Annotated in this window: 19 protein-coding genes; 7 read left to right on the top strand and 12 right to left on the bottom strand. The window is 37.3% G+C overall.

The annotated features are described in order from the left end of the window. The first annotated feature begins 9 nt into the window (after positions 1-9). The 4 genes from leuB (at position 10) to GHT08_RS02615 (ending at position 4,161) form a co-directional block, all read left to right on the top strand. Positions 10-1,077, top strand: a complete 1,068-nt coding sequence (gene leuB / locus GHT08_RS02630; protein ID WP_163579542.1) for a 3-isopropylmalate dehydrogenase — start codon at positions 10-12, stop codon at positions 1,075-1,077. Between the two features lie 128 nt (positions 1,078-1,205). After that, complete coding sequence (leuC, locus tag GHT08_RS02625; protein WP_163579540.1) at positions 1,206-2,624, top strand: 3-isopropylmalate dehydratase large subunit; 1,419 nt, start codon at positions 1,206-1,208, stop codon at positions 2,622-2,624. 21 nt (positions 2,625-2,645) lie between these two features. Continuing rightward, positions 2,646-3,230 (top strand): 3-isopropylmalate dehydratase small subunit, encoded by a 585-nt coding sequence (gene leuD / locus GHT08_RS02620; RefSeq protein WP_163579538.1) that lies wholly within the window; start codon positions 2,646-2,648, stop codon positions 3,228-3,230. A 232-nt stretch (positions 3,231-3,462) separates the two neighbouring features. Beyond that, entirely contained in the window at positions 3,463-4,161 is a 699-nt protein-coding gene (locus GHT08_RS02615; protein WP_163579536.1) for a TraR/DksA C4-type zinc finger protein, read from the top strand. Between the two features lie 246 nt (positions 4,162-4,407). On the opposite strand, the gene GHT08_RS02610 is transcribed toward GHT08_RS02615, so the two are convergent. The 11 genes from GHT08_RS02610 to GHT08_RS02560 all read right to left on the bottom strand — a co-directional run bounded on the left by GHT08_RS02610 (position 4,408) and on the right by GHT08_RS02560 (position 13,019). Further along, the gene (locus GHT08_RS02610; protein ID WP_163579534.1) at positions 4,408-5,013 is read right to left on the bottom strand and encodes a DUF421 domain-containing protein; all 606 of its coding nucleotides are present in this window, start codon (positions 5,011-5,013) and stop codon (positions 4,408-4,410) included. A gap of 51 nt (positions 5,014-5,064) precedes the next feature. Continuing rightward, positions 5,065-6,093 carry a spore photoproduct lyase gene (splB, locus tag GHT08_RS02605; RefSeq protein WP_163579532.1) on the bottom strand — a complete coding sequence of 343 codons (1,029 nt, stop codon included), beginning with the start codon at positions 6,091-6,093 and terminating at the stop codon, positions 5,065-5,067. Beyond that, positions 6,087-6,350, bottom strand: coding sequence for a transcriptional regulator SplA domain-containing protein (locus tag GHT08_RS02600; protein WP_163579530.1), 264 nt, complete (start codon positions 6,348-6,350; stop codon positions 6,087-6,089). Before GHT08_RS02600 ends, splB begins: the two co-directional genes overlap by 7 nt. Before the next feature lie 70 nt (positions 6,351-6,420). Further along, positions 6,421-7,164 carry a CPBP family intramembrane glutamic endopeptidase gene (locus tag GHT08_RS02595; RefSeq protein WP_163579528.1) on the bottom strand — a complete coding sequence of 248 codons (744 nt, stop codon included), beginning with the start codon at positions 7,162-7,164 and terminating at the stop codon, positions 6,421-6,423. A gap of 154 nt (positions 7,165-7,318) precedes the next feature. Beyond that, positions 7,319-7,990, bottom strand: coding sequence for a deoxyribose-phosphate aldolase (gene deoC, locus GHT08_RS02590; protein ID WP_163579526.1), 672 nt, complete (start codon positions 7,988-7,990; stop codon positions 7,319-7,321). 9 nt (positions 7,991-7,999) lie between these two features. Further along, positions 8,000-8,401, bottom strand: a complete 402-nt coding sequence (locus tag GHT08_RS02585; protein WP_163579524.1) for a cytidine deaminase — start codon at positions 8,399-8,401, stop codon at positions 8,000-8,002. A gap of 20 nt (positions 8,402-8,421) precedes the next feature. Then, the gene (locus GHT08_RS02580; RefSeq protein ID WP_163579522.1) at positions 8,422-9,234 is read right to left on the bottom strand and encodes a purine-nucleoside phosphorylase; all 813 of its coding nucleotides are present in this window, start codon (positions 9,232-9,234) and stop codon (positions 8,422-8,424) included. A gap of 16 nt (positions 9,235-9,250) precedes the next feature. Beyond that, positions 9,251-10,429, bottom strand: coding sequence for a phosphopentomutase (gene deoB / locus GHT08_RS02575; protein WP_163580082.1), 1,179 nt, complete (start codon positions 10,427-10,429; stop codon positions 9,251-9,253). 17 nt (positions 10,430-10,446) lie between these two features. After that, positions 10,447-10,611, bottom strand: coding sequence for a XapX domain-containing protein (locus GHT08_RS02570; protein ID WP_163579520.1), 165 nt, complete (start codon positions 10,609-10,611; stop codon positions 10,447-10,449). A gap of 94 nt (positions 10,612-10,705) precedes the next feature. Continuing rightward, complete coding sequence (locus tag GHT08_RS02565; protein WP_163579518.1) at positions 10,706-12,007, bottom strand: pyrimidine-nucleoside phosphorylase; 1,302 nt, start codon at positions 12,005-12,007, stop codon at positions 10,706-10,708. A gap of 286 nt (positions 12,008-12,293) precedes the next feature. Then, positions 12,294-13,019 (bottom strand): GntR family transcriptional regulator, encoded by a 726-nt coding sequence (locus tag GHT08_RS02560; protein WP_163579516.1) that lies wholly within the window; start codon positions 13,017-13,019, stop codon positions 12,294-12,296. Between the two features lie 228 nt (positions 13,020-13,247). On the opposite strand from GHT08_RS02560, the gene htpG reads away from it, so the two are divergent. The 3 genes from htpG (at position 13,248) to GHT08_RS02545 (ending at position 17,729) form a co-directional block, all read left to right on the top strand. Continuing rightward, complete coding sequence (htpG, locus tag GHT08_RS02555) at positions 13,248-15,128, top strand: molecular chaperone HtpG (RefSeq protein WP_163579514.1); 1,881 nt, start codon at positions 13,248-13,250, stop codon at positions 15,126-15,128. Positions 15,129-15,594: 466 nt separating this feature from the next. Then, complete coding sequence (locus GHT08_RS02550; protein ID WP_163579512.1) at positions 15,595-17,532, top strand: aconitate hydratase; 1,938 nt, start codon at positions 15,595-15,597, stop codon at positions 17,530-17,532. A gap of 20 nt (positions 17,533-17,552) precedes the next feature. Next, positions 17,553-17,729 carry a hypothetical protein gene (locus GHT08_RS02545; RefSeq protein WP_163579511.1) on the top strand — a complete coding sequence of 59 codons (177 nt, stop codon included), beginning with the start codon at positions 17,553-17,555 and terminating at the stop codon, positions 17,727-17,729. Between the two features lie 45 nt (positions 17,730-17,774). Here GHT08_RS02545 and GHT08_RS02540 read toward each other — a convergent pair whose 3' ends face one another. Beyond that, positions 17,775-18,818, bottom strand: a complete 1,044-nt coding sequence (locus GHT08_RS02540) for a lactonase family protein (RefSeq protein ID WP_163579509.1) — start codon at positions 18,816-18,818, stop codon at positions 17,775-17,777. Between the last annotated feature and the right edge of the window lie 167 nt (positions 18,819-18,985).

Here is an 18,985-nt window from a genome sequence, read left to right as displayed (position 1 = left end):
GTCAATGAATTGAGCAAAAAAATCGTCCTGCTTCCGGGTGATGGAATTGGAGCAGAAGTTATCTATGCTGCCAAAGAAGTCCTAGAAGCAATTAGCCAAAAATATCATAAAGTTTTTGAATTTTCTTTATACGACATCGGTGGTGTTGCCATTGATAATCATGCTACTCCCCTCCCTGACGAAACGGTAGAAGCTTGCAAAAGTGCTGATGCTGTTTTATTGGGTGCAGTAGGTGGTCCGAAGTGGGATAATAATCCTTCTGATTTAAGACCCGAACGTGGTTTGCTAGGTATCCGTAAAGCACTGGATTTATATGCGAACCTGCGCCCTGTTAAAGGCTTTAAAAATCTTTTACATGCATCTCCACTAAAAGAAGAAATCATACAAGGCAGTGACTTATTAATTGTTCGTGAACTAACTGGCGGTCTATATTTTGGAAGACCAAGTGAACGTCTTGATGATGGGAATGCAGTTGTTGACACATTAGCATATACACGAAAAGAGATGGAACGTATTATCGATAAAGCCTTTCAAAGTGCAGAGTTACGCAATAAACACCTAACATCTGTTGATAAAGCAAATGTGTTAGAATCTAGTAAACTATGGAGAGAAATTGTCGAGGAAAAAAAGGCAGAATATCCAAATGTCACCGTTGATCATATATTAGTCGACGCTGCGGCAATGAAACTGATCACGAATCCGACACAGTTTGATGTGATAGTTACAGAGAACATGTTTGGTGATATTTTAAGTGATGAAGCTTCTGTTCTAACTGGATCACTTGGGATGCTACCTTCTGCTAGCTTAGCTGAAGACGGTGTTGGTTTATATGAACCTGCGCATGGATCTGCACCTGATATTGCTGGTAAAGGTATTGCCAATCCAATTGCGATGATCCTTTCAGCTGCCATGATGCTTCGCTACTCATTTGATATGAATGAAGAAGCACAAGCAATTGAAGACGCAGTGGAAAAAGTATTAAATCAAAACTATCACACAGCAGATTTAAGAAATGACAAAGGAAAGCTAGTCAACACAACCGAAATGACACAGTTAATCGTTGACGAAATCCAATAATATCACGGAAACTTCGGCGTACCTATTCCACATAGATAAACGCCGATCTTTTTCTAAGTGAACAACTACTATGGTGCTGAGCAAAGCAAGTTTATGTTGATAAAACTATTACGTAAGGAGTGAATCAGATGAGAAAACCAAAGACTATTATTGAAAAGATTTGGGAAAAACATATCGTTCATCATGAAGAAGGGAAACCTGATCTTTTATATATTGACTTACACTTAGTCCATGAGGTTACTTCCCCTCAAGCGTTTGAAGGGCTTAGAATCAACAACCGAAAAGTACGCAGACCTGATCGTACCTTTGCAACCATGGATCATAACGTACCAACGATCCACCGTAATGTTATCAAAGATGAAGTATCCAAAACACAAATGGAGACATTAAAAGCAAACTGTGAAGAGTTTGGTGTACCTTTAGCAGATATCCATCATCCAGACCAAGGTATCGTACACGTAATAGGACCAGAATTAGGATTGACACAACCTGGTAAAACAATTGTTTGTGGTGACAGCCACACTTCTACTCACGGGGCATTTGGTGCATTAGCCTTTGGTATTGGTACAAGTGAAGTGGAACACGTATTAGCTACCCAAACCATCTGGCAACAAAAACCCAAAACATTAAATGTAAAAGTTAATGGTAAATTAGGTACAGGTGTAACAGCAAAAGACTTAATTTTAGCAATTATCGGCAAATTTGGTGTTAAATTTGGTACCGGATATGTTATCGAGTATACCGGTGAAGCAATTCGAGATCTGTCTATGGAAGGTCGTATGACAGTCTGTAACATGTCGATTGAAGCTGGTGCTCGTGCAGGTTTGATCAGCCCGGATGACACTACAGTTGAATTTTTACGTGGAAAACGTCATGTTCCAGATGGTCAAGAATTCGAGCAGCTTGCTGAAGAATGGAAAGCATTAGCAACAGATGAAGGTGCCATTTATGATGAGCAAGTCGAAATTAATGCGGATGAAATAGAACCACAGGTTACATGGGGAACAAACCCTGGTATGTGTATTCCGGTGAGCGCAAACGTCCCAACTGTTGATGATGCAAATAATGAGAATGAACGTGAAGAAATATCGCGTGCTTTAGAGTACATGGGACTTGAAGGTGGCGAACCGATCTCTTCTGTTGAAATTGAACACGTATTTATCGGATCTTGTACCAACTCTCGACTTGCAGACTTGAAGAAAGCATCTGAAATAGTAAAGGGACATAAAGTGAATCCTAATGTTCGTGCCATTGTTGTACCTGGGTCTCATAGTGTAAAAGCTCAAGCCGAAAAAGAAGGCATCGATGTCATCTTTAAAGATGCTGGTTTTGAATGGCGTGATGCTGGTTGCAGTATGTGTCTTGCCATGAACGATGACGTTGTTCCGGAAGGCGAACGCTGCGCTTCTACTTCTAATCGTAATTTTGAAGGTCGTCAAGGTACTGGTGCTCGTACACACTTAGTAAGTCCAGAAATGGCTGCAGCAGCTGCAATCAAAGGACACTTTGTTGATGTTCGTCATTTATCCATTCCAACACCAAGCTAAATGTTAAAGGAGGCTAACAAATTGGAACCAATTCGTAAACATGAAGGGCTAGTATACCCTTTGAATCGCGCGAATGTTGATACTGATCAAATCATTCCTAAGCAATTTCTCAAACGTATTTCACGTCAAGGATTTGGTCAATTCGTTTTCTATAACTGGCGTTTTGACTCAAAAGGTGAATTGCGTAACGATTTCTCTTTAAATCAGCCAAAATATCAAGGAACATCTATATTAGTAGCCGGAGAAAACTTCGGTTGCGGATCCTCCCGTGAACATGCTCCATGGGCATTACAAGATTATGGCTTTAGAGTAATTATAGCTCCAAGCTATGCTGATATTTTTTATAACAACTGTACAAAAAATGGTATCTTACCTGTTAAATTAACAGAAGATGAGGTACAGACCTTAATTAACAATGCGGAAGCCAATCAATATCACTTAACTGTAGACCTTGAAGCAAAAAAAGTCTATGACACTCAAGGCTTTGAAGCTTCATTTGATTTAGACGACTATAAACGAGAAATGCTTCTTAATGGTTGGGATGAAATTGCTGTTACTTTAACCCATGAAGATAAGATATCTCAATTTGAAAAAGCCAATGATTAATCGAAAAAGCTGATTTCCTTACAATAAGGAGGTCAGCTTTTTTAATATGGAAAGAAAGTACAAAATTAGCGTAATGACCGTGTTAAAGCGGATTTCACTCCGTTTTTTCTTAGTGACCTTCTATAATATATCCTCTCCTCTCTTCTTTCCTTTATCCATTTCATTTTCCAAAATCATCTTTAGTGGGATATGAAGATTCGGACATACTAACAGATATAAGGAGGTGTAATATTTGCTACATCCCACTGAAATACAACAATGCAAACAGGAATTATTAACACGAAAAAAAGAAATTAAAGAGCATATCAAAGATCATTTCGGATTAGAACAAGCCATTAATAAAGAATCCGTTTCAGAATTATCCAATTACGATAACCATCCAGCCGATACAGGTTCAGAGCTATTTGAACGAGAAAAAGACATTGCACTTAACGAACACGAGGAAAAAGAGCTAGCTGATATCAAACAAGCGTTACAAGCTATTGACAATGGAACGTATGGAAAATGTGAAATTTGCCACAGTGATATACCTGCAGAACGTATGATGGCAATGCCTACTACTACCCGATGTATGAAGCATGCAGAACATGATGTCAAAAAGCAAAGACCGATCGAAGAAGACATTCTCCACTCCAATATCGATGAACAGGAATTAGAAGGTGATGATCATACGATGTTTGATGGTGAAGACGCATGGCAAAGTGTAGAAATGTATGGCTCCTCTGATGGCCCTTCAGACTTTTATGATACCGAAAAAGATTATGATAATATGTATTATCATTCAGAAGAACAGGTCGGAAGCGTAGAGGAACTGGAAGGATTTTTATTAGCTGGGATGGATGGAAAATATATTGGTGTCAATGACGCACATGAAAAATATGAAGATTATTTAGATGAGAATGATATCAAGTCGATTTTATATGATCAATAAGAAAAGCGCAGAGCGCCCGATTAGAAACGTAGCGACTGGAACGAATTAACTGAGATAAAGGAATCACGGTGAGTTTACGAACCGATGATGACTTATCGTAGGGCAATTCGTGAAGTCGCCTAGTTTCTGGGCGCTCGGAGCTAGACATCTGCGAAAAAATTTATACTTTCATATCTAATAAAGTAAAACTTCCTGAGTGCTTTAAAAACATTATGTAGGACCGCCACAGGTTGGTCCTACATTAATTCACTCTAAATGTTTAGGAGGTGGTGTTTGGTGTTGCTTATCCGCTACCTCCTGAAATATATTATCTTTAGGATTTATATTATTCTGTAAGGTGTTGATGCTAAGTTGCATTTGTTGTAATTGGTTAACTAGTTGTTGTAAATCACCTTTTGTCATTGGTTGGGCTTCAGGCTTTAACATGAATCCTAACTGTCCATTCGGTTCTAACGTTGCCGATTCTACATCACTGATTTTCTGAACATTTTGCTGACGTAACAACATTTCTAATAAGTCCACAGATATTCGGTACTTTTTTAAATTCTTTTCAATAAGTTGCCCATTTTCGACCAAGGTAACTGACTTCCCAGTAATAATTTTTTCTGCTATATCCCATTTAATCTGTGAATACTCCATCACAATTAAGGTAAGAATTAAAATTGCGCCTACTCCAAATGTTACCCAGATATTTTTTCCAGATATAGGCTGAATGAGTAAGGATCCTATACCGATCATCAGGACTGTTTGTGCTAAAGACATTTGGGATATTGATTTTCTGCCCGCTACACGAAGTAGTAACGTTCCTATAACAATAACCAATATAGCTTTCCATATCCAATCAAATTCCATTAGTGTCCATCCTTTCGGTATCTGCTGAGTCTAGTCTTATTCTATCGTTTACTAAGTAAAGTACTCAAGTCTTGCATCTGGAAAGAACTTCTTCATGTAAGAATATAAATGGCTTTTTATCTGCTCTTCTTCTTCCTTTTGATAAATATATTTACCAATCCCATATTTCCCCCATTTATATCGTCTTTTTTCCTCATCTAATTCTAATTTTGTCATAGGATAATTTTTTTGAATTACTCGTTTCGCGGGTTTGGTAAATCGATGTTGAATAAACTCGAAGGTAATATCTTTTTTAGCATCTTGCGGTAGCTCTGCATCTAATCTTTCGAACATTTGATAATACCCATCTTTCCAACCCTCATGTAAATAAATAGGTGCCACTATAAAACCTAAAGGATATCCAGCACGTGCGACTTTTCCAGCCGCTTCAATCCTTTCTACCAACCTTGAAGTTCCAGGTTCAAAGTATTTGATAACATAATCTGCATTGATGCTGAAACGGAACCGAGTCTTGCCATTATGTTTGGCGTCTAACAAATGATCAACATGATTAAATTTGGTTACAAACCTTAATTTCCCATAGTCTGACTCACCGAAAAATTCGATGGCTCGTTTCAATGTATGTGTTAGGTGATCAATCCCAACAATATCTGATGTACAAGAAGCCTCAAATCTCGTTTCTTCGGGAGCTCTCTCTTCCATATACTGAATAGCGGATTCAAAGATCTCTTCAGTATTCACATAGGTTCGAATGTATGGTTTACTTCCCATGGTCGTCTGCAAATAGCAATAATGACAATGCCCCATACAACCTGTTGCTAAAGGAATCGCATATTCAGCAGATGGCTTTGAGGTATCGAACTTTAATGTCTTTCGTAAACCTACAACGAGTGTTGATTTAGCGACCCGATATTTCTGGAAGTCATTTTCTCCTGGTAAATTACGCACTTGATTGTGAGAAGTAGTGTATCGAATTTCTACATCTTGTTTCTCAAACTTTTCTTTTAAAGTTGCTCCTAATGGATATTCCAATGCTTGTGGTTCAAAATATACCAGCTGGGGCTGAAATGGCTTCACCATAAAATTTGTCCTCCTGAATCATCACCAAAATATTCTTGATAAGCTTTCTCCGCCTCTTCTTCACTCTTATAAATGGCCATTTCACTGTCAAGCGGATAGTAGGTCTCATATAGAAACAATGCTAGTCCTTCGTTAGGATCTTCTGGATTTCGAACAACTGCAGCTTCTTGCATATGTGCAACATCTTGCGTATGTGGATTACGATAGAATACATATACAATATCGCCTGCTTGATATTCACTATCATGCATTTCCATTATTATCACTTCCTTACTTTTCTTCCTTCATAGGTTGGCTTGTGATAGATGGATTATGTATGTTTTATCACTAAATGATTTCAAGCATTGCCAACATACCTGAAATAGCGTAAAGGTTCCATATAATGTGTAGAATAATGGGTACCATTAATGAATGAGTTAGACGATATAATATAACAAAAATCATCCCCATAATAGTTGCTGATAATATATGCCCTGGATGTAGAATTCCAAAAAGGAGAGAAGAACCGATCAGGCCGATTACAAAGTGATATTTAACATCTAAAAATTGATGGATAATACCCCTAAACATTAGTTCCTCTTTAATTGGTGTTATGATGGTAAAAGCAAGATAAAATAACAAAAGATTAAACCAATGATCAGATAATCCCTCTAAACCAAAAGTATCTATTTGACTACCGCCTTTTTCCCATTTTAATACATTTAATATTAAAAATTGAACAACGTAATTGATAACAAAAGCTAATACAAGATATAAATATGTTTTTCCTCTTTTTAATGGTTTCAATGAAAAAGACGACTTCAAAAAAGATCGCACTTTTTTAAATAGTATAAAAGCAATTACAATTCCAAGTGCATCGATAATTAACGTATAATGGCTTTCCATCAATAAATTTGTATAATATCCTTCGATTCCCCTATCTAAGATTACTGCAATAACTCCGAATATGAACCCTAATACAAGTACAAACCCTAAGTACGACAGAAAAAATCCGATTACGCCCCCCCATCCTAAACGAGCATGAGACTTTAGTGTATTTCGTTGTTCTTCATTATGTATGGTTTCTTCCATTTATAATTCTCCTCCAAAAAACATTTTTTCTTCCATTCTTGTTGATAATGTAAACTATCTGGATATATTGTTTTATCATATAAAAATATGCTTGTAGAGAATTAAATGGAACTCTCCACAAGCACAATTACATAAAGTTCTTTGATCATTTTATTTAATAATCACTATCAGTTGCTTCGCCTTTTACAATCGCTACACTTGCACTTGCTCCAATTCGGGAAGCGCCTGCATCGACCATTGCTTGTGCTGTTTGTAAATCACGTACCCCACCAGAGGCTTTTACCCCTATATCTGGTCCGACTGTTTTACGCATTAAGGCGATATCTTCTGTTGTAGCCCCTCCAGTTGAGAAACCTGTAGATGTCTTAACATAGTCAGCCCCTGCTGCAACAGCTAATCGGCATGCTGTTTCTTTTTCTTCATCCGTTAATAAGCATGTTTCAATAATTACTTTTACTAATGCTTTACCAGATGCAGCTTGTACGACTGCTTCGATATCTTGTTGAACTAGCTCCTGTTTTCCATCTTTTAAGGCTGCAATATTTATTACCATGTCAACTTCTGTCGCACCTTTTTCGATAGTATATTTCGTTTCAAAAGCTTTAACTGCCGAAGATGTCGCACCTAATGGGAAACCAATCACCGTACAAACTGCTACATTCGAACCGGTTAATAATTCTTTCGCATAGCTAACCCATGTCGGATTAACACAGACAGAGTAAAAACCATATTCTTTCGCTTCATTACATAACGTCTCAATTTGTTCATTGGTTGTATCTGGTTTTAATGCAGTATGATCAATTTTGTTTGCTAAAGTCATGTTCATCCTCCTTCATTATTTTACATTGGACATATCATCAGCAATAAATGCACCTGGAAGTAACTCCCTAACCGTAGTTTCTTGTACATCTCCTTGAAGATTCGTTAACAACACTTTCATATCAGGTTCACAAAGCTCTGCCAAGACTTGACGACATGCTCCACACGGTGATACAGGGCGATCTGTATCAGCCACGACAGCTATCATTTCAAATTTCTTAGAACCTGTTGCATAGGCATGAAATAAAGCAGTTCTTTCACCACAATTAGTCATCGAGTAAGCAGCATTTTCAATATTGCAACCGTGGAAAATGTTTCCTTCGCCATCTAATAATGCCGCGCCTACTTTAAAGTTAGAATACGGTACATATGCTTTTTTACGTGCCTTTTTAGCCTCGTCTATTAATTGTTTTTCCATCTCGTTCTCCCCCTTTTATTTTAGCTAATATCTTGTATTAGCTGTTTCACAAATTGTAAAAAGGATTCCCGAACTTTTTCTGTCGTTTCAATAACCTCATCGTGTGTTAATGGCTGATCTAAAATTCCTGCCGCCATATTGGAGATACAAGAAATACCGACACATTTAATGCCCGCATGACGAGCAACGGTTACTTCAGGTACAGTCGACATCCCAACGGCATCTCCTCCAATAATATCTAACATGCGGATTTCTGCCGGAGTCTCATAACTTGGTCCAGTATTCCAAACATAGACACCTTCTTTTAAAGTAATATCTAGTTGTTCAGCCGCTTGTTTTGCTACTACTTGTAAGTCACGATCATATGCAGTTGACATATCAGGGAATCGAACTCCATGCTCATGAACGTTTTCTCCGATTAATGGATTTTGCCCAGTGTTGTTGATATGATCCGTAATCAACATGAGATCTCCCGGTTCTAAAGAACGGTCCACACCACCTGCAGCATTCGTTACGATTAACTTTTCAACCCCCAATTCTTTCATAACACGGACAGGGAATGTTACCGCATCTATTCCGTAACCTTCATAGTAATGAAAACGCCCCTGCATGGCGATAACATCGATACCTTGCAAGTTTCCAATTACTAATTGACCTGCATGTCCTTCAACAGTTGATACTGGAAATCCTGGAATTTCTTCATATTTAATTTTAGTTGGATTTTCTATTTCATCTGCTAGCATACCTAATCCCGATCCCAGAATTAATCCGATTTTAGGTTGTGTTTTTATTTTGTCTTGTAGATATGCAGTTGCTTCAGCTAACTGGTTCACTTCAAACAGCCTCCTATTACTCAATTTCTTTCAGAAAACTTTTCCCGTTTACTGGTAATGTTACACCAAAATTGTCTGCAATGGTAGCACCAATATCAGCAAATGTTTCTCTTATTTCTAATTGTTTACCGTTTGTAATTTGATTATGGCGAATTAAAAGCGGGACATACTCTCTCGTGTGATCTGTTCCATGATGGATAGGATCGTTACCGTGATCCGCTGTAATAATGATAAGATCACCATCTTGCAATTTTTCAAGCATTTCTGGTAAACGTTGATCAAATGCTTCCAATGCTTCTCCGTAACCTTGGGGATCACGACGGTGCCCATATTTCGCATCAAAATCTACAAGGTTGAGGAAATTCAATCCATAAAAGTCTTTATCCATTGACTGAATGAATTTCTCCATACCATCAGCATTGTCCTTTGTACGAATCGCTTCTGTTACCCCTTCACCATCGTAAATATCAGATATTTTCCCTAATGCAATCACGTCATAGTCAGAATCTGCTAATTCATTCATGACCGTTCTACCAAAAGGCTTCAGTGCATAATCATGACGATTAGAAGTACGCTCAAAAGCGTCTGGTTCACCGACAAAAGGACGAGCAATAACGCGTCCAACCATATATGTTTCATTTTTTGTTAAATCACGTGCGATCTCACATATTCGATATTGTTCCTCGATCGGAATAATATCTTCATGTGCTGCAATTTGTAAAACAGAATCAGCTGATGTATACACAATCAGATCTCCTGTTTTCATATGTTCTTCACCTAACTCTTCGATAATGGCCGTACCAGAAGCTGGTTTATTACCTATAACTTTTCGTCCTGTTTTCTCTTCTAATTGTTGCACTAAATCATCTGGAAATCCATCTGGAAATGTTTGGAATGGCTGGTCAATATGCAAGCCCATGATTTCCCAATGTCCTGTCATCGTATCTTTCCCATTTGATGCCTCTTGCATTTTTGTGTAGTGTGCTTTCGGCTGCTCTGCTTTTTCAATTCCTTTAATTTCACGAATATTACTTAAACCTAATTTGCCGATATGAGGCATATGTAAGCCGTTCATATGTTCAGCAATGTGGCCTAATGTATCCGCACCTTTGTCATTGAACTGTGCTGCATCAGGGGCTTCTCCAATACCGACAGAGTCTAATACAATTAAAAATACTCGTTTAAAAGATTTCAATAGTGTTCTTCCTTTCTTTAAAAAAATGACTTCAACCATTCGGCAATCTGTCCTCCGAAATAAACACCAAATATACCAACTACACCAGCCAGTACAGGTGGAGCAGGCAGAGGTAATTTCATGAATTTAAAGACGATGCCGATAATGATTCCAGCAAGTAAGCTAAGGCCAATCTCTTTCATGCTGCTTCACTCCTATTTTAACTACCTTGATGTAGGATGTCCAACCTCTTTGGGCGGAGGCTTTTACTTTGAGTAAAAGGCTCATCTTGTATTATTAGTGAATAATATCATAGATTAAGGAATGTTTTGTTGTGTTTTCAGCTTTGATCGTATAAGCTTCGATGATTTTTTCTTCTACTTCTTTGATATTTTCCTGATTACTATATACTTTAACCAGTGTCTCCCCTTCTGATACTTGATCACCAATCTTTTTCTGTAACGCTACTCCAACAGCCAAATCAATTTTTGAATCTTTGGTTAAACGCCCAGCACCTAGCATACTTGCTGCAATACCAATTTCATCTGCTACTATTTCACTTACAAAACCAGCATGTGTTGCTTTGACATCTATAACATATTTTGCTTGTGGTAATTTACTTGGATCATCTACTACTGATGCATCGCCACCTTGTGATGACACGAATGTTTTAAATTTCTCTAATGCTCTACCTGAGTCAACTGCTTCTTCTAGTTTTTCTCTTGCTTCTGCAATAGAATCTGCTTGTTTAGCTAAATATACCATTTGACTTCCTAGTGTTAAACACAATTCATATAAATCTTCTGGCCCGTTTCCTTGTAATGTATCTATTGCTTCTTTGATTTCAAGTGCATTTCCTACAGCATGACCTAATGGTTGGTTCATATCTGAAATAACTGCAATTGTTTCACGACCTGCTCCATTTCCGATATCCACCATAGCTTTTGCTAATTCTTTTGCATCATCCAAATTCTTCATAAATGCGCCTGATCCAGTTTTGACATCCAATACTATTGCATCTGCACCAGAAGCTATTTTCTTACTCATAATCGAGCTAGCAATTAATGGGATCGAATTCACAGTAGCCGTGACATCACGTAAACTATATAGTTTCTTATCTGCTGGAGTTAAATTCCCACTTTGTCCTACAACAGCTACTTTTTGTTGATTGACGAGTTGATTAAATTTTTCAGCTGTTAATTCAACTTGAAACCCTTTAATCGATTCTAATTTGTCAATGGTTCCTCCGGTATGTCCGAGTCCTCTTCCTGACATTTTGGCTACAGGGACACCTACAGATGCTACTAATGGTGCTAAAATAAGTGTAGTGGTATCTCCTACCCCACCTGTCGAATGTTTATCAACTTTAACACCTTCTATATCTGATAAATCAACTTGATCTCCAGATTCCACCATTGCCATGGTAAGATCAACTCGTTCTTCTGTCGTCATTCCTTGAAAGTAAAGTGCCATCGCCATCGCTGACATCTGGTAGTCTGGTGTTTCTCCATTCGTATATCCTGCGATCATAAACTCTATTTCATCTTTACTTAAGGATTCACCATCACGCTTTTTAGCTATTAAATCGACCATTCTCATCGTACTGATTCACCTTTCTTAAATAAAGTTAAACTTTCATTAATGGTGGTTATTGAGCCTCCCATTTTGCCTAGAGAAACGTATTAGTAAGTTAACTACACTTATAGAAGTCTGATCTTGTTTATGTACCTATTTTTCCTTAGCATAATTGATAGGACGTCCAACAACCTATGTCGATAAAAAGAACCCTTATATATTGGATTCGGTTTCATTATATAGGTAAGACGTCCAACAAGTCAATGTATTTTTGTTCAATATAAAAACCACCCTTATCAGATGGCTTTTCTTAAAATATTCGTTTTCGAATGACACTAAAACTTACCTGATCAGCTCTGAAAAAGTTTAGTGAATATAAGATCGGTTGGTCATTAGTGTCATAATGCGTCTGTTTTAAAATCAATAGCGGCTGATCTGGGTCTGATTCTAATATCTCGGATATCTCCTGATGGTAACCAATCGTTTTTATATCGGCCTTTGCATAACTTATCGTTATACCTTTTTTCTCTTGAAAAGAATATAACATTGATTCTTCTCCAAAATAATAGTCCTCTCCAATTAAAGAAACTGGCACCTTGTCAATACAGTATACCAATGGCTCACCATCAGCTGTCCTTACACGTTTGACAAGGTAAACTCGATCCTCATCATTCAAGTCTAATTCTTGTTTATCTTCACTAACAGCATCAACTATCCCCTGAAAAAGTAAATTAGTTCCAGGTTCTTTACCCTCTCTTTTGATAAAATCGGTAACACTGAATAATTCCTCAATACCACCAGAAAAAGAAGGTTTTTTATTTACAAATGTGCCAATTCCATGTTTACGAATAATAACATTTTCTTCTTCTAATATCCGGAGCGCTTCTCTTAATGTATTTCGCGATACATTTAATTGTTTGGCAAAGTCCATCTCGGACGGCAATCGCTCACCAGGTTCTAACTCTCCATCATTAATTTTGGCTTTTATTTGTTCAATTACGTGCACATAACGTGGCGTTTGGTAATCAAAGGCCATGTTGACTTCCCCCTTTATGAACCGAACAACTTTTCTCATAAGAACATCTTATCATAAATAAACAAAAAAATACTGTTTCTTTTTTAAAATAAGTGATTGTCTCCAAGAAGTCAAACCGCTTTTGCACTTGACACTACAAGGGTTTTGTGATAACTATTATGTGTTAGCACTCAACGAACAAGAGTGCTAAAAATACATAAATCAAGTATTATAAGGAGGAGAATAACAATGGAACAAAAGCAATTCCAAGCTGAATCGAAACGATTGCTTGAAATGATGGTACATTCCATCTATTCACAAAAGGAAATCTTTTTACGTGAACTTATTTCAAATGCTAGTGATGCAATTGATAAAATCTACTATAAAGCTTTAACAGATGATAGTATCTCTTTCAATAAAGATGATTACTACATTCGAATTGAACCTAATAAAAATAATCGTACGTTAACTGTTAAAGACACCGGTATTGGAATGACAAAGGAAGAATTAGAAGAAAACTTAGGTACAATTGCTAAAAGTGGTTCTCTTGCTTTTAAAAATGAAGTAGAAATGAAAGATGGACAAGAAATCATTGGGCAATTTGGTGTAGGGTTCTACTCTTCTTTTATGGTTGCTGACAAAGTAACCGTTTATACTCGTGCACTTCATAGTGATCAAGGCTATAAATGGGAATCTGATGGTGAAGAAGGCTATACGATCGAACCATATGACAAACAGGATGTTGGAACTGAAATAATCATTCAACTAAAAGAAAATGCTGAAGAAGAAAACTATGATGAATTTCTTGAAGAATATAAATTGCAATCAATCATCAAAAAATACTCTGATTTTATTCGCTATCCTATTAAGATGGAGGTTACTGAAAAGAAACCGAAAGAGGATAATGAAGAAGAATTAGAAGACGTAATCGAAGATCAAACGATTAACAGCATGGTGCCAATCTGGCGTAAAAATAAACAAGAGCTAAGTGATGAAGATTACGAAAGCTTCTATCAAGAGAAACATTTCGGGTTTGATAAGCCATTAAGCCACCTGCATATCAGTGTAGATGGTATGGTGAGATTCCAATCTATTCTTTATATTCCTGAACAATTACCGTTTAACTATTACTCACAAGATTTCGAAAAAGGATTAGAACTATATTCCAATGGCGTATTAATTATGGAAAAATGTGCTGACCTTTTACCAGACCACTTCAGTTTCGTACGCGGAATTGTCGATTCTGAAGATCTATCGCTAAATATTTCCCGAGAGATATTACAACAAGACCGCCAAGTAAAATTAATCGCCAAAAATATTGAGAAGAAAATCAAGAACCATTTACAAAGTATGCTGAAAAATGACCGCGAAAAATATGAGAAATTTTATGATGCATTTGGTCGTCAAATTAAATATGGTGTTTATGCGGACTTTGGTGCTAATAAAGATAAATTAAAAGATTTATTACTGTTCTACTCATCTAGTGAGCAAAAGCTTGTGACACTAAAAGAATATGTAGTACGTATGCCAGAAGATCAAGAGCATATTTATTATGCAACTGGTGAATCACATGACCGCATCGAAAAATTACCACAAACAGAAATGGTTAAAGATAAAGGCTATGAAATCCTATACTTTACAGATGAAGTCGATGAATTTGCTATTAAAATGTTGATGAACTATGATGACAAAGAATTCAAAAATGTATCAAGTGGTGACCTTGATCTAGAAGATGAAGAAACGAAACAAGAAGCAGAAAAACAAAAAGAAGAACATAAAGATTTATTAGAGGAAATGAAAGAAATTCTAGGCAATAAAGTAAAAGATGTTAAGCTTTCCACTCGTCTAAAAACACATCCAGTCTGCTTATCAGCTGAAGGTGATGTTTCGATTGAAATGGAAAAAGTCTTAAAGCAAATGCCTGATAACCAGAACATTGAAGCAACAAAAGTATTGGAAATCAACAACAAACATGAGATTTTCCAGGCACTAGTACAAGCGCACCAATCAGACAAAGAAAAAGTTAAACTATATACCAATATTTTATATAACCAGGCATTACTTATCGAAGGCCTCCCTATCGAAGACCCAGTAGCCTTGACAAACGATATGTGTAAAGTCATGGTATAAGAAAGCGCAGAGCGCCCGTTTAGAAACGTAGCGACTGGAACGAATTAACTGAGATAAAGGAATCACGGTAAGCTTGCGAACCGATGATGACTTTCACCTAAAGGCATAAGTGCGACTAAGCCTCTGGTTTCACCAATCGGCAAGTCTTCTTTATCGTAGGGCGATTCGTGAAGTCGCCTAGTTTCTGGGCGTTCGGAGCTAGACATCTGCGCAAATTTTATACTTTCTTGTCTGATAACAAAAAAGTCGCAGTTCTCCCAAACTGCGACTTTTTTTTGTGAGTAATCGGGTACTTTTTCCACATATCGGTCACTTTAATAATATATACTCCGTATTGATTAAAAATCAGAAGCGAACTTCCCTTCTGATTTTTTGCCGTGAAAAGTTTATAAACAACTAAAATGTGTAATATTAACTGTAAGGTACATTCTAAATATGTCGGAAAAAATTTAGGAGGACAAATGAGATGAAACAAAATGTCGCTCAAAAGTTAATTAGTAAACATCTAGTTTCGGGGGAAATGCAACCAGGTAAAGAAATCGGTTTAAAAATTGATCAAACGTTAACACAAGATGCTACAGGTACAATGGTAATGCTTGAACTGGAAGCAATGGGGATCGATCGTGTTAAAACGGAAGCTTCTGCACAATATGTGGATCATAATTTAATTCAAGAGGATTTCCGTAATGCAGACGACCATCTTTTCTTACGAAGTGCAGCTCGTAAATTTGGTATTTACTATAGCCGTCCAGGTAATGGAGTCAGTCACCCTGTCCATATGCAACAGCTTGCCAAGCCAGGAAAAACATTACTAGGCTCTGATAGTCATACATGTGCAAATGGTTGTATGGGGATGCTTGCTATTGGCGCAGGTGGTATTGATGTTGCAATGGCAATGGCTGGAGAGCCTTATTACGTAAAAATGCCAAAAGTAATGGGCGTAAAATTAACAGGTAAACTACCACAATGGGTTAGTGCTAAAGATGTGATTCTTGAAATGTTACGTCGCCATGGTGTCAAAGGTGGCGTTGGCAAAATCATTGAGTATTATGGTCCTGGTGTTAAAAATTTATCTGCAATGGATCGACATGTTATTGCTAATATGGGAGCAGAACTTGGAGCAACAGCTACAGTCTTTCCATCAGATAATGAAATCAAAGACTTTTTAAGACAGCAAGGCCGGGAAAATGATTGGATGGAACTGACAGCTGATCGTGGTGCTCAATATGATGAAGAGGAAAACATTGATTTGTCAGAGTTAGAACCATTAATAGCGAAACCATCTAGTCCCGGAAATGTCGTACCAGTAGCAGAAGTAGCTGGCGAGACGATCTACCAGTCCTATATCGGTTCATCCGCCAACCCAGGCTATCGTGATTTTGCGATTGCTAGTGAAATTGTAAAAGGTAAACAAATTGCATCGGGTATTTCTTTTGATATTAACCCTACGTCACGTCAATTATTAGAGCAGTTGGTGGAAAATGGGCATATTGCTAACCTTCTTTCTGCTGGTGCACGAATGCACCAAGCTGGATGTAATGGTTGTATTGGAATGGGACAAGCACCTGCTACAGGGAGAAATAGTTTACGGACTACACCAAGAAACTTTCCTGGCAGATCTGGTACTAGGGAGGACAGTGTGTTCTTATGTAGTCCTGAAACAGCTGCCGCTTCTGCTCTGACTGGAAAAATTACCGATCCAAGAACTTTAGATATGAGGTACCCAAAAGTACAAGAACCGAAAAAATTCACAACCGAAGGAATGCTAGAAGCCCCTCCGAAAAACAATGCAAATGTCGAGTTAGAGAAAGGACCAAATATTACGGCAATTCCAGATTTTGAACCAATAAAAAATAATTTCGATTTACCGATTTTGTTAAAAATGGCCGACAATATTTCCACGGACGAAATCTTAGCTGGTGGCTCCAGAGTATTACCATATCGTAGTAACATTCAAAAAATCAGTACATTTGCCTTTGAAATCGTTGATGATGACTATTATGATAATGCGATGAAAAAACGCGATATTGGTGGTCATGCACTTGTCGCTGGGGTGAATTATGGTCAAGGTTCAAGCCGTGAACATGCCGCATTGGCACCTAGGTACTTAGGATTAAAAGTCGTACTTGTAAAGGATTTTGCTCGTATTCACTTACAAAATTTAATTAACTTCGGTATTCTTCCGTTAACTTTTGTAAATGAAACCGACTATGATTATCTAACGCAGAACGACATTTTAGAATTCCGTGATATACATGAAACGATCCAGGTAACTGACACATTTGACATAAAGGTGAAAGGAAAAGATCATACCATTCCAGTACGACATGACTTAACGAAACGTCATATCGATATTATTTTGCAAGGCGGTATTATCAACTGGATTAAGCAAAAACAAAAATAAAATAGAAAGGAAGTATAACAATGGGTTCTCAACATATGAAATGTAAAGCTTGTGAAGGTACAGGGTTATTGATGGATGATGAAGAGTGGCGTTATACTTGCTCGATATGCCACGGTGATGGCTTTATATCACGGTATGAATCGAAGGAAAATATGGAATTAATCGATGTAGATCTCAATAAAAGGACACTTGAATGAATAAGATTGAAAAAAGGCCACTTTGTTATTTGTGGCCTTTTTCCATTAGTAATTTAAAAATTTTACACAGACAGCTTCTGGAGCTTGTACGTCTTTTTGTAACAAGGTGAGTGTTCCTTTTTCTTGATCTCTTTCGAATAATACCAGTGTTCCGGATTCTTGATTAGCTGCTACGATAAATTGTTCGGTAGGATCTAATACAAAATCACGTGGCCAATCCCCTTCTGTGTGCGTCCATTCTAGAAACTCAACCGTATAATCTTCCTTTATGCGATAGATCGCAATCGAATTGTGTCCCCTGTTTCCTGCATAAACAAACTTTCCATCTGAAGAAAGATGAATGGCGCTTCCTTGACTATTTTCATTAAAATCGCCTGGAAGTGTAGAAATATATTGAACTTCTTCAAACGTTCCTTCTTTTTCATGATATTTAAGTACGATCACTTCATTACTAAGCTCTGTCATCACATAAGCGTAGGAAGCCTTTGGATGAAATGCAATATGACGTGGACCACTTCCAGGTTTTACAGTTAATACACTTACTTCCTGTAAAACGTCTCCATCTGGACGGTACGTTGTTATCGTGTCACTACCTAAGTCCACCACGACTACATATTGTTCATCTGGTGTATAACCTGCAAAGTGAAGATGAGGCTTTTCTTGACGCTCATGCGGTCCGTTCCCTTCATGTTCAATCGCTTTTGGCGGCTGTAATGATCCGTCTTCATTAGTTAAAAATGCCTCTACCTGCTTCGTATGATAATTGGCTGTTACGACAAGCTGATTCTCACTGTCTACACTGACATGACAAGGAGCTGAACCATCTGTTGCTTGACTGTTTATTCTGTCTAAATTTGCCATTTCATCGCTAATCGTAAAAGCAGTAATGCCACCTTGTTCTCCTTCTTTTGAAACTGCATATACATATTGATTATTGTTACTAATAGTTAAGTATGTAGGATTATCAAGATTTGCCGCAACTTCTACATTCGTTATTTGCTTCTTTTCTGTATCCAAAGTAAAACGATAAACACCTTGGCTTTCCTTCTTCGTATACGAACCTATATAACCTATGTATTGTTTCCCCATAATCCAAAATCCTTTCTTTTTAAAAAATTTTCGATCTTTTTATCACGGACGCTAACTCCTTGATAAGTTTCGCTATCGATCAACCTAGTGATGGAAGTCTTACTTTATTATAGCAAACATCAAAGATGAAAGAAAACTTGGCAGTTGCCAAGTTTTCCAAATCATTA

The sequence above is a fragment of the Gracilibacillus saliphilus genome (assembly GCF_010994085.1).
Taxonomy (GTDB): Bacteria; Bacillota; Bacilli; order Bacillales; family Amphibacillaceae; genus Gracilibacillus; species Gracilibacillus lacisalsi.
This window is presented reverse-complemented; position numbering and strand designations above follow the sequence as displayed.

Bases quoted from the DNA above. Each gene is read 5' to 3' on its own strand.
- leuC (WP_163579540.1), top strand. From the start codon at position 1,206: ATGAGAAAACCAAAGACTATTATTGAAAAGATTTGGGAAAAACATATC.
- GHT08_RS02610 (WP_163579534.1), bottom strand. From the start codon at position 5,013: ATGGAATTTGATTGGATATGGAAAGCTATATTGGTTATTGTTATAGGA.
- splB (WP_163579532.1), bottom strand. From the start codon at position 6,093: ATGGTGAAGCCATTTCAGCCCCAGCTGGTATATTTTGAACCACAAGCA.
- GHT08_RS02600 (WP_163579530.1), bottom strand. From the start codon at position 6,350: ATGGAAATGCATGATAGTGAATATCAAGCAGGCGATATTGTATATGTA.
- GHT08_RS02595 (WP_163579528.1), bottom strand. From the start codon at position 7,164: ATGGAAGAAACCATACATAATGAAGAACAACGAAATACACTAAAGTCT.
- deoC (WP_163579526.1), bottom strand. From the start codon at position 7,990: ATGAACATGACTTTAGCAAACAAAATTGATCATACTGCATTAAAACCA.
- GHT08_RS02585 (WP_163579524.1), bottom strand. From the start codon at position 8,401: ATGGAAAAACAATTAATAGACGAGGCTAAAAAGGCACGTAAAAAAGCA.
- GHT08_RS02570 (WP_163579520.1), bottom strand. From the start codon at position 10,611: ATGAAAGAGATTGGCCTTAGCTTACTTGCTGGAATCATTATCGGCATC.
- GHT08_RS02565 (WP_163579518.1), bottom strand. From the start codon at position 12,007: ATGAGAATGGTCGATTTAATAGCTAAAAAGCGTGATGGTGAATCCTTA.
- GHT08_RS02560 (WP_163579516.1), bottom strand. From the start codon at position 13,019: ATGGCCTTTGATTACCAAACGCCACGTTATGTGCACGTAATTGAACAA.
- htpG (WP_163579514.1), top strand. From the start codon at position 13,248: ATGGAACAAAAGCAATTCCAAGCTGAATCGAAACGATTGCTTGAAATG.
- GHT08_RS02550 (WP_163579512.1), top strand. From the start codon at position 15,595: ATGAAACAAAATGTCGCTCAAAAGTTAATTAGTAAACATCTAGTTTCG.
- GHT08_RS02545 (WP_163579511.1), top strand. From the start codon at position 17,553: ATGGGTTCTCAACATATGAAATGTAAAGCTTGTGAAGGTACAGGGTTA.
- GHT08_RS02540 (WP_163579509.1), bottom strand. From the start codon at position 18,818: ATGGGGAAACAATACATAGGTTATATAGGTTCGTATACGAAGAAGGAA.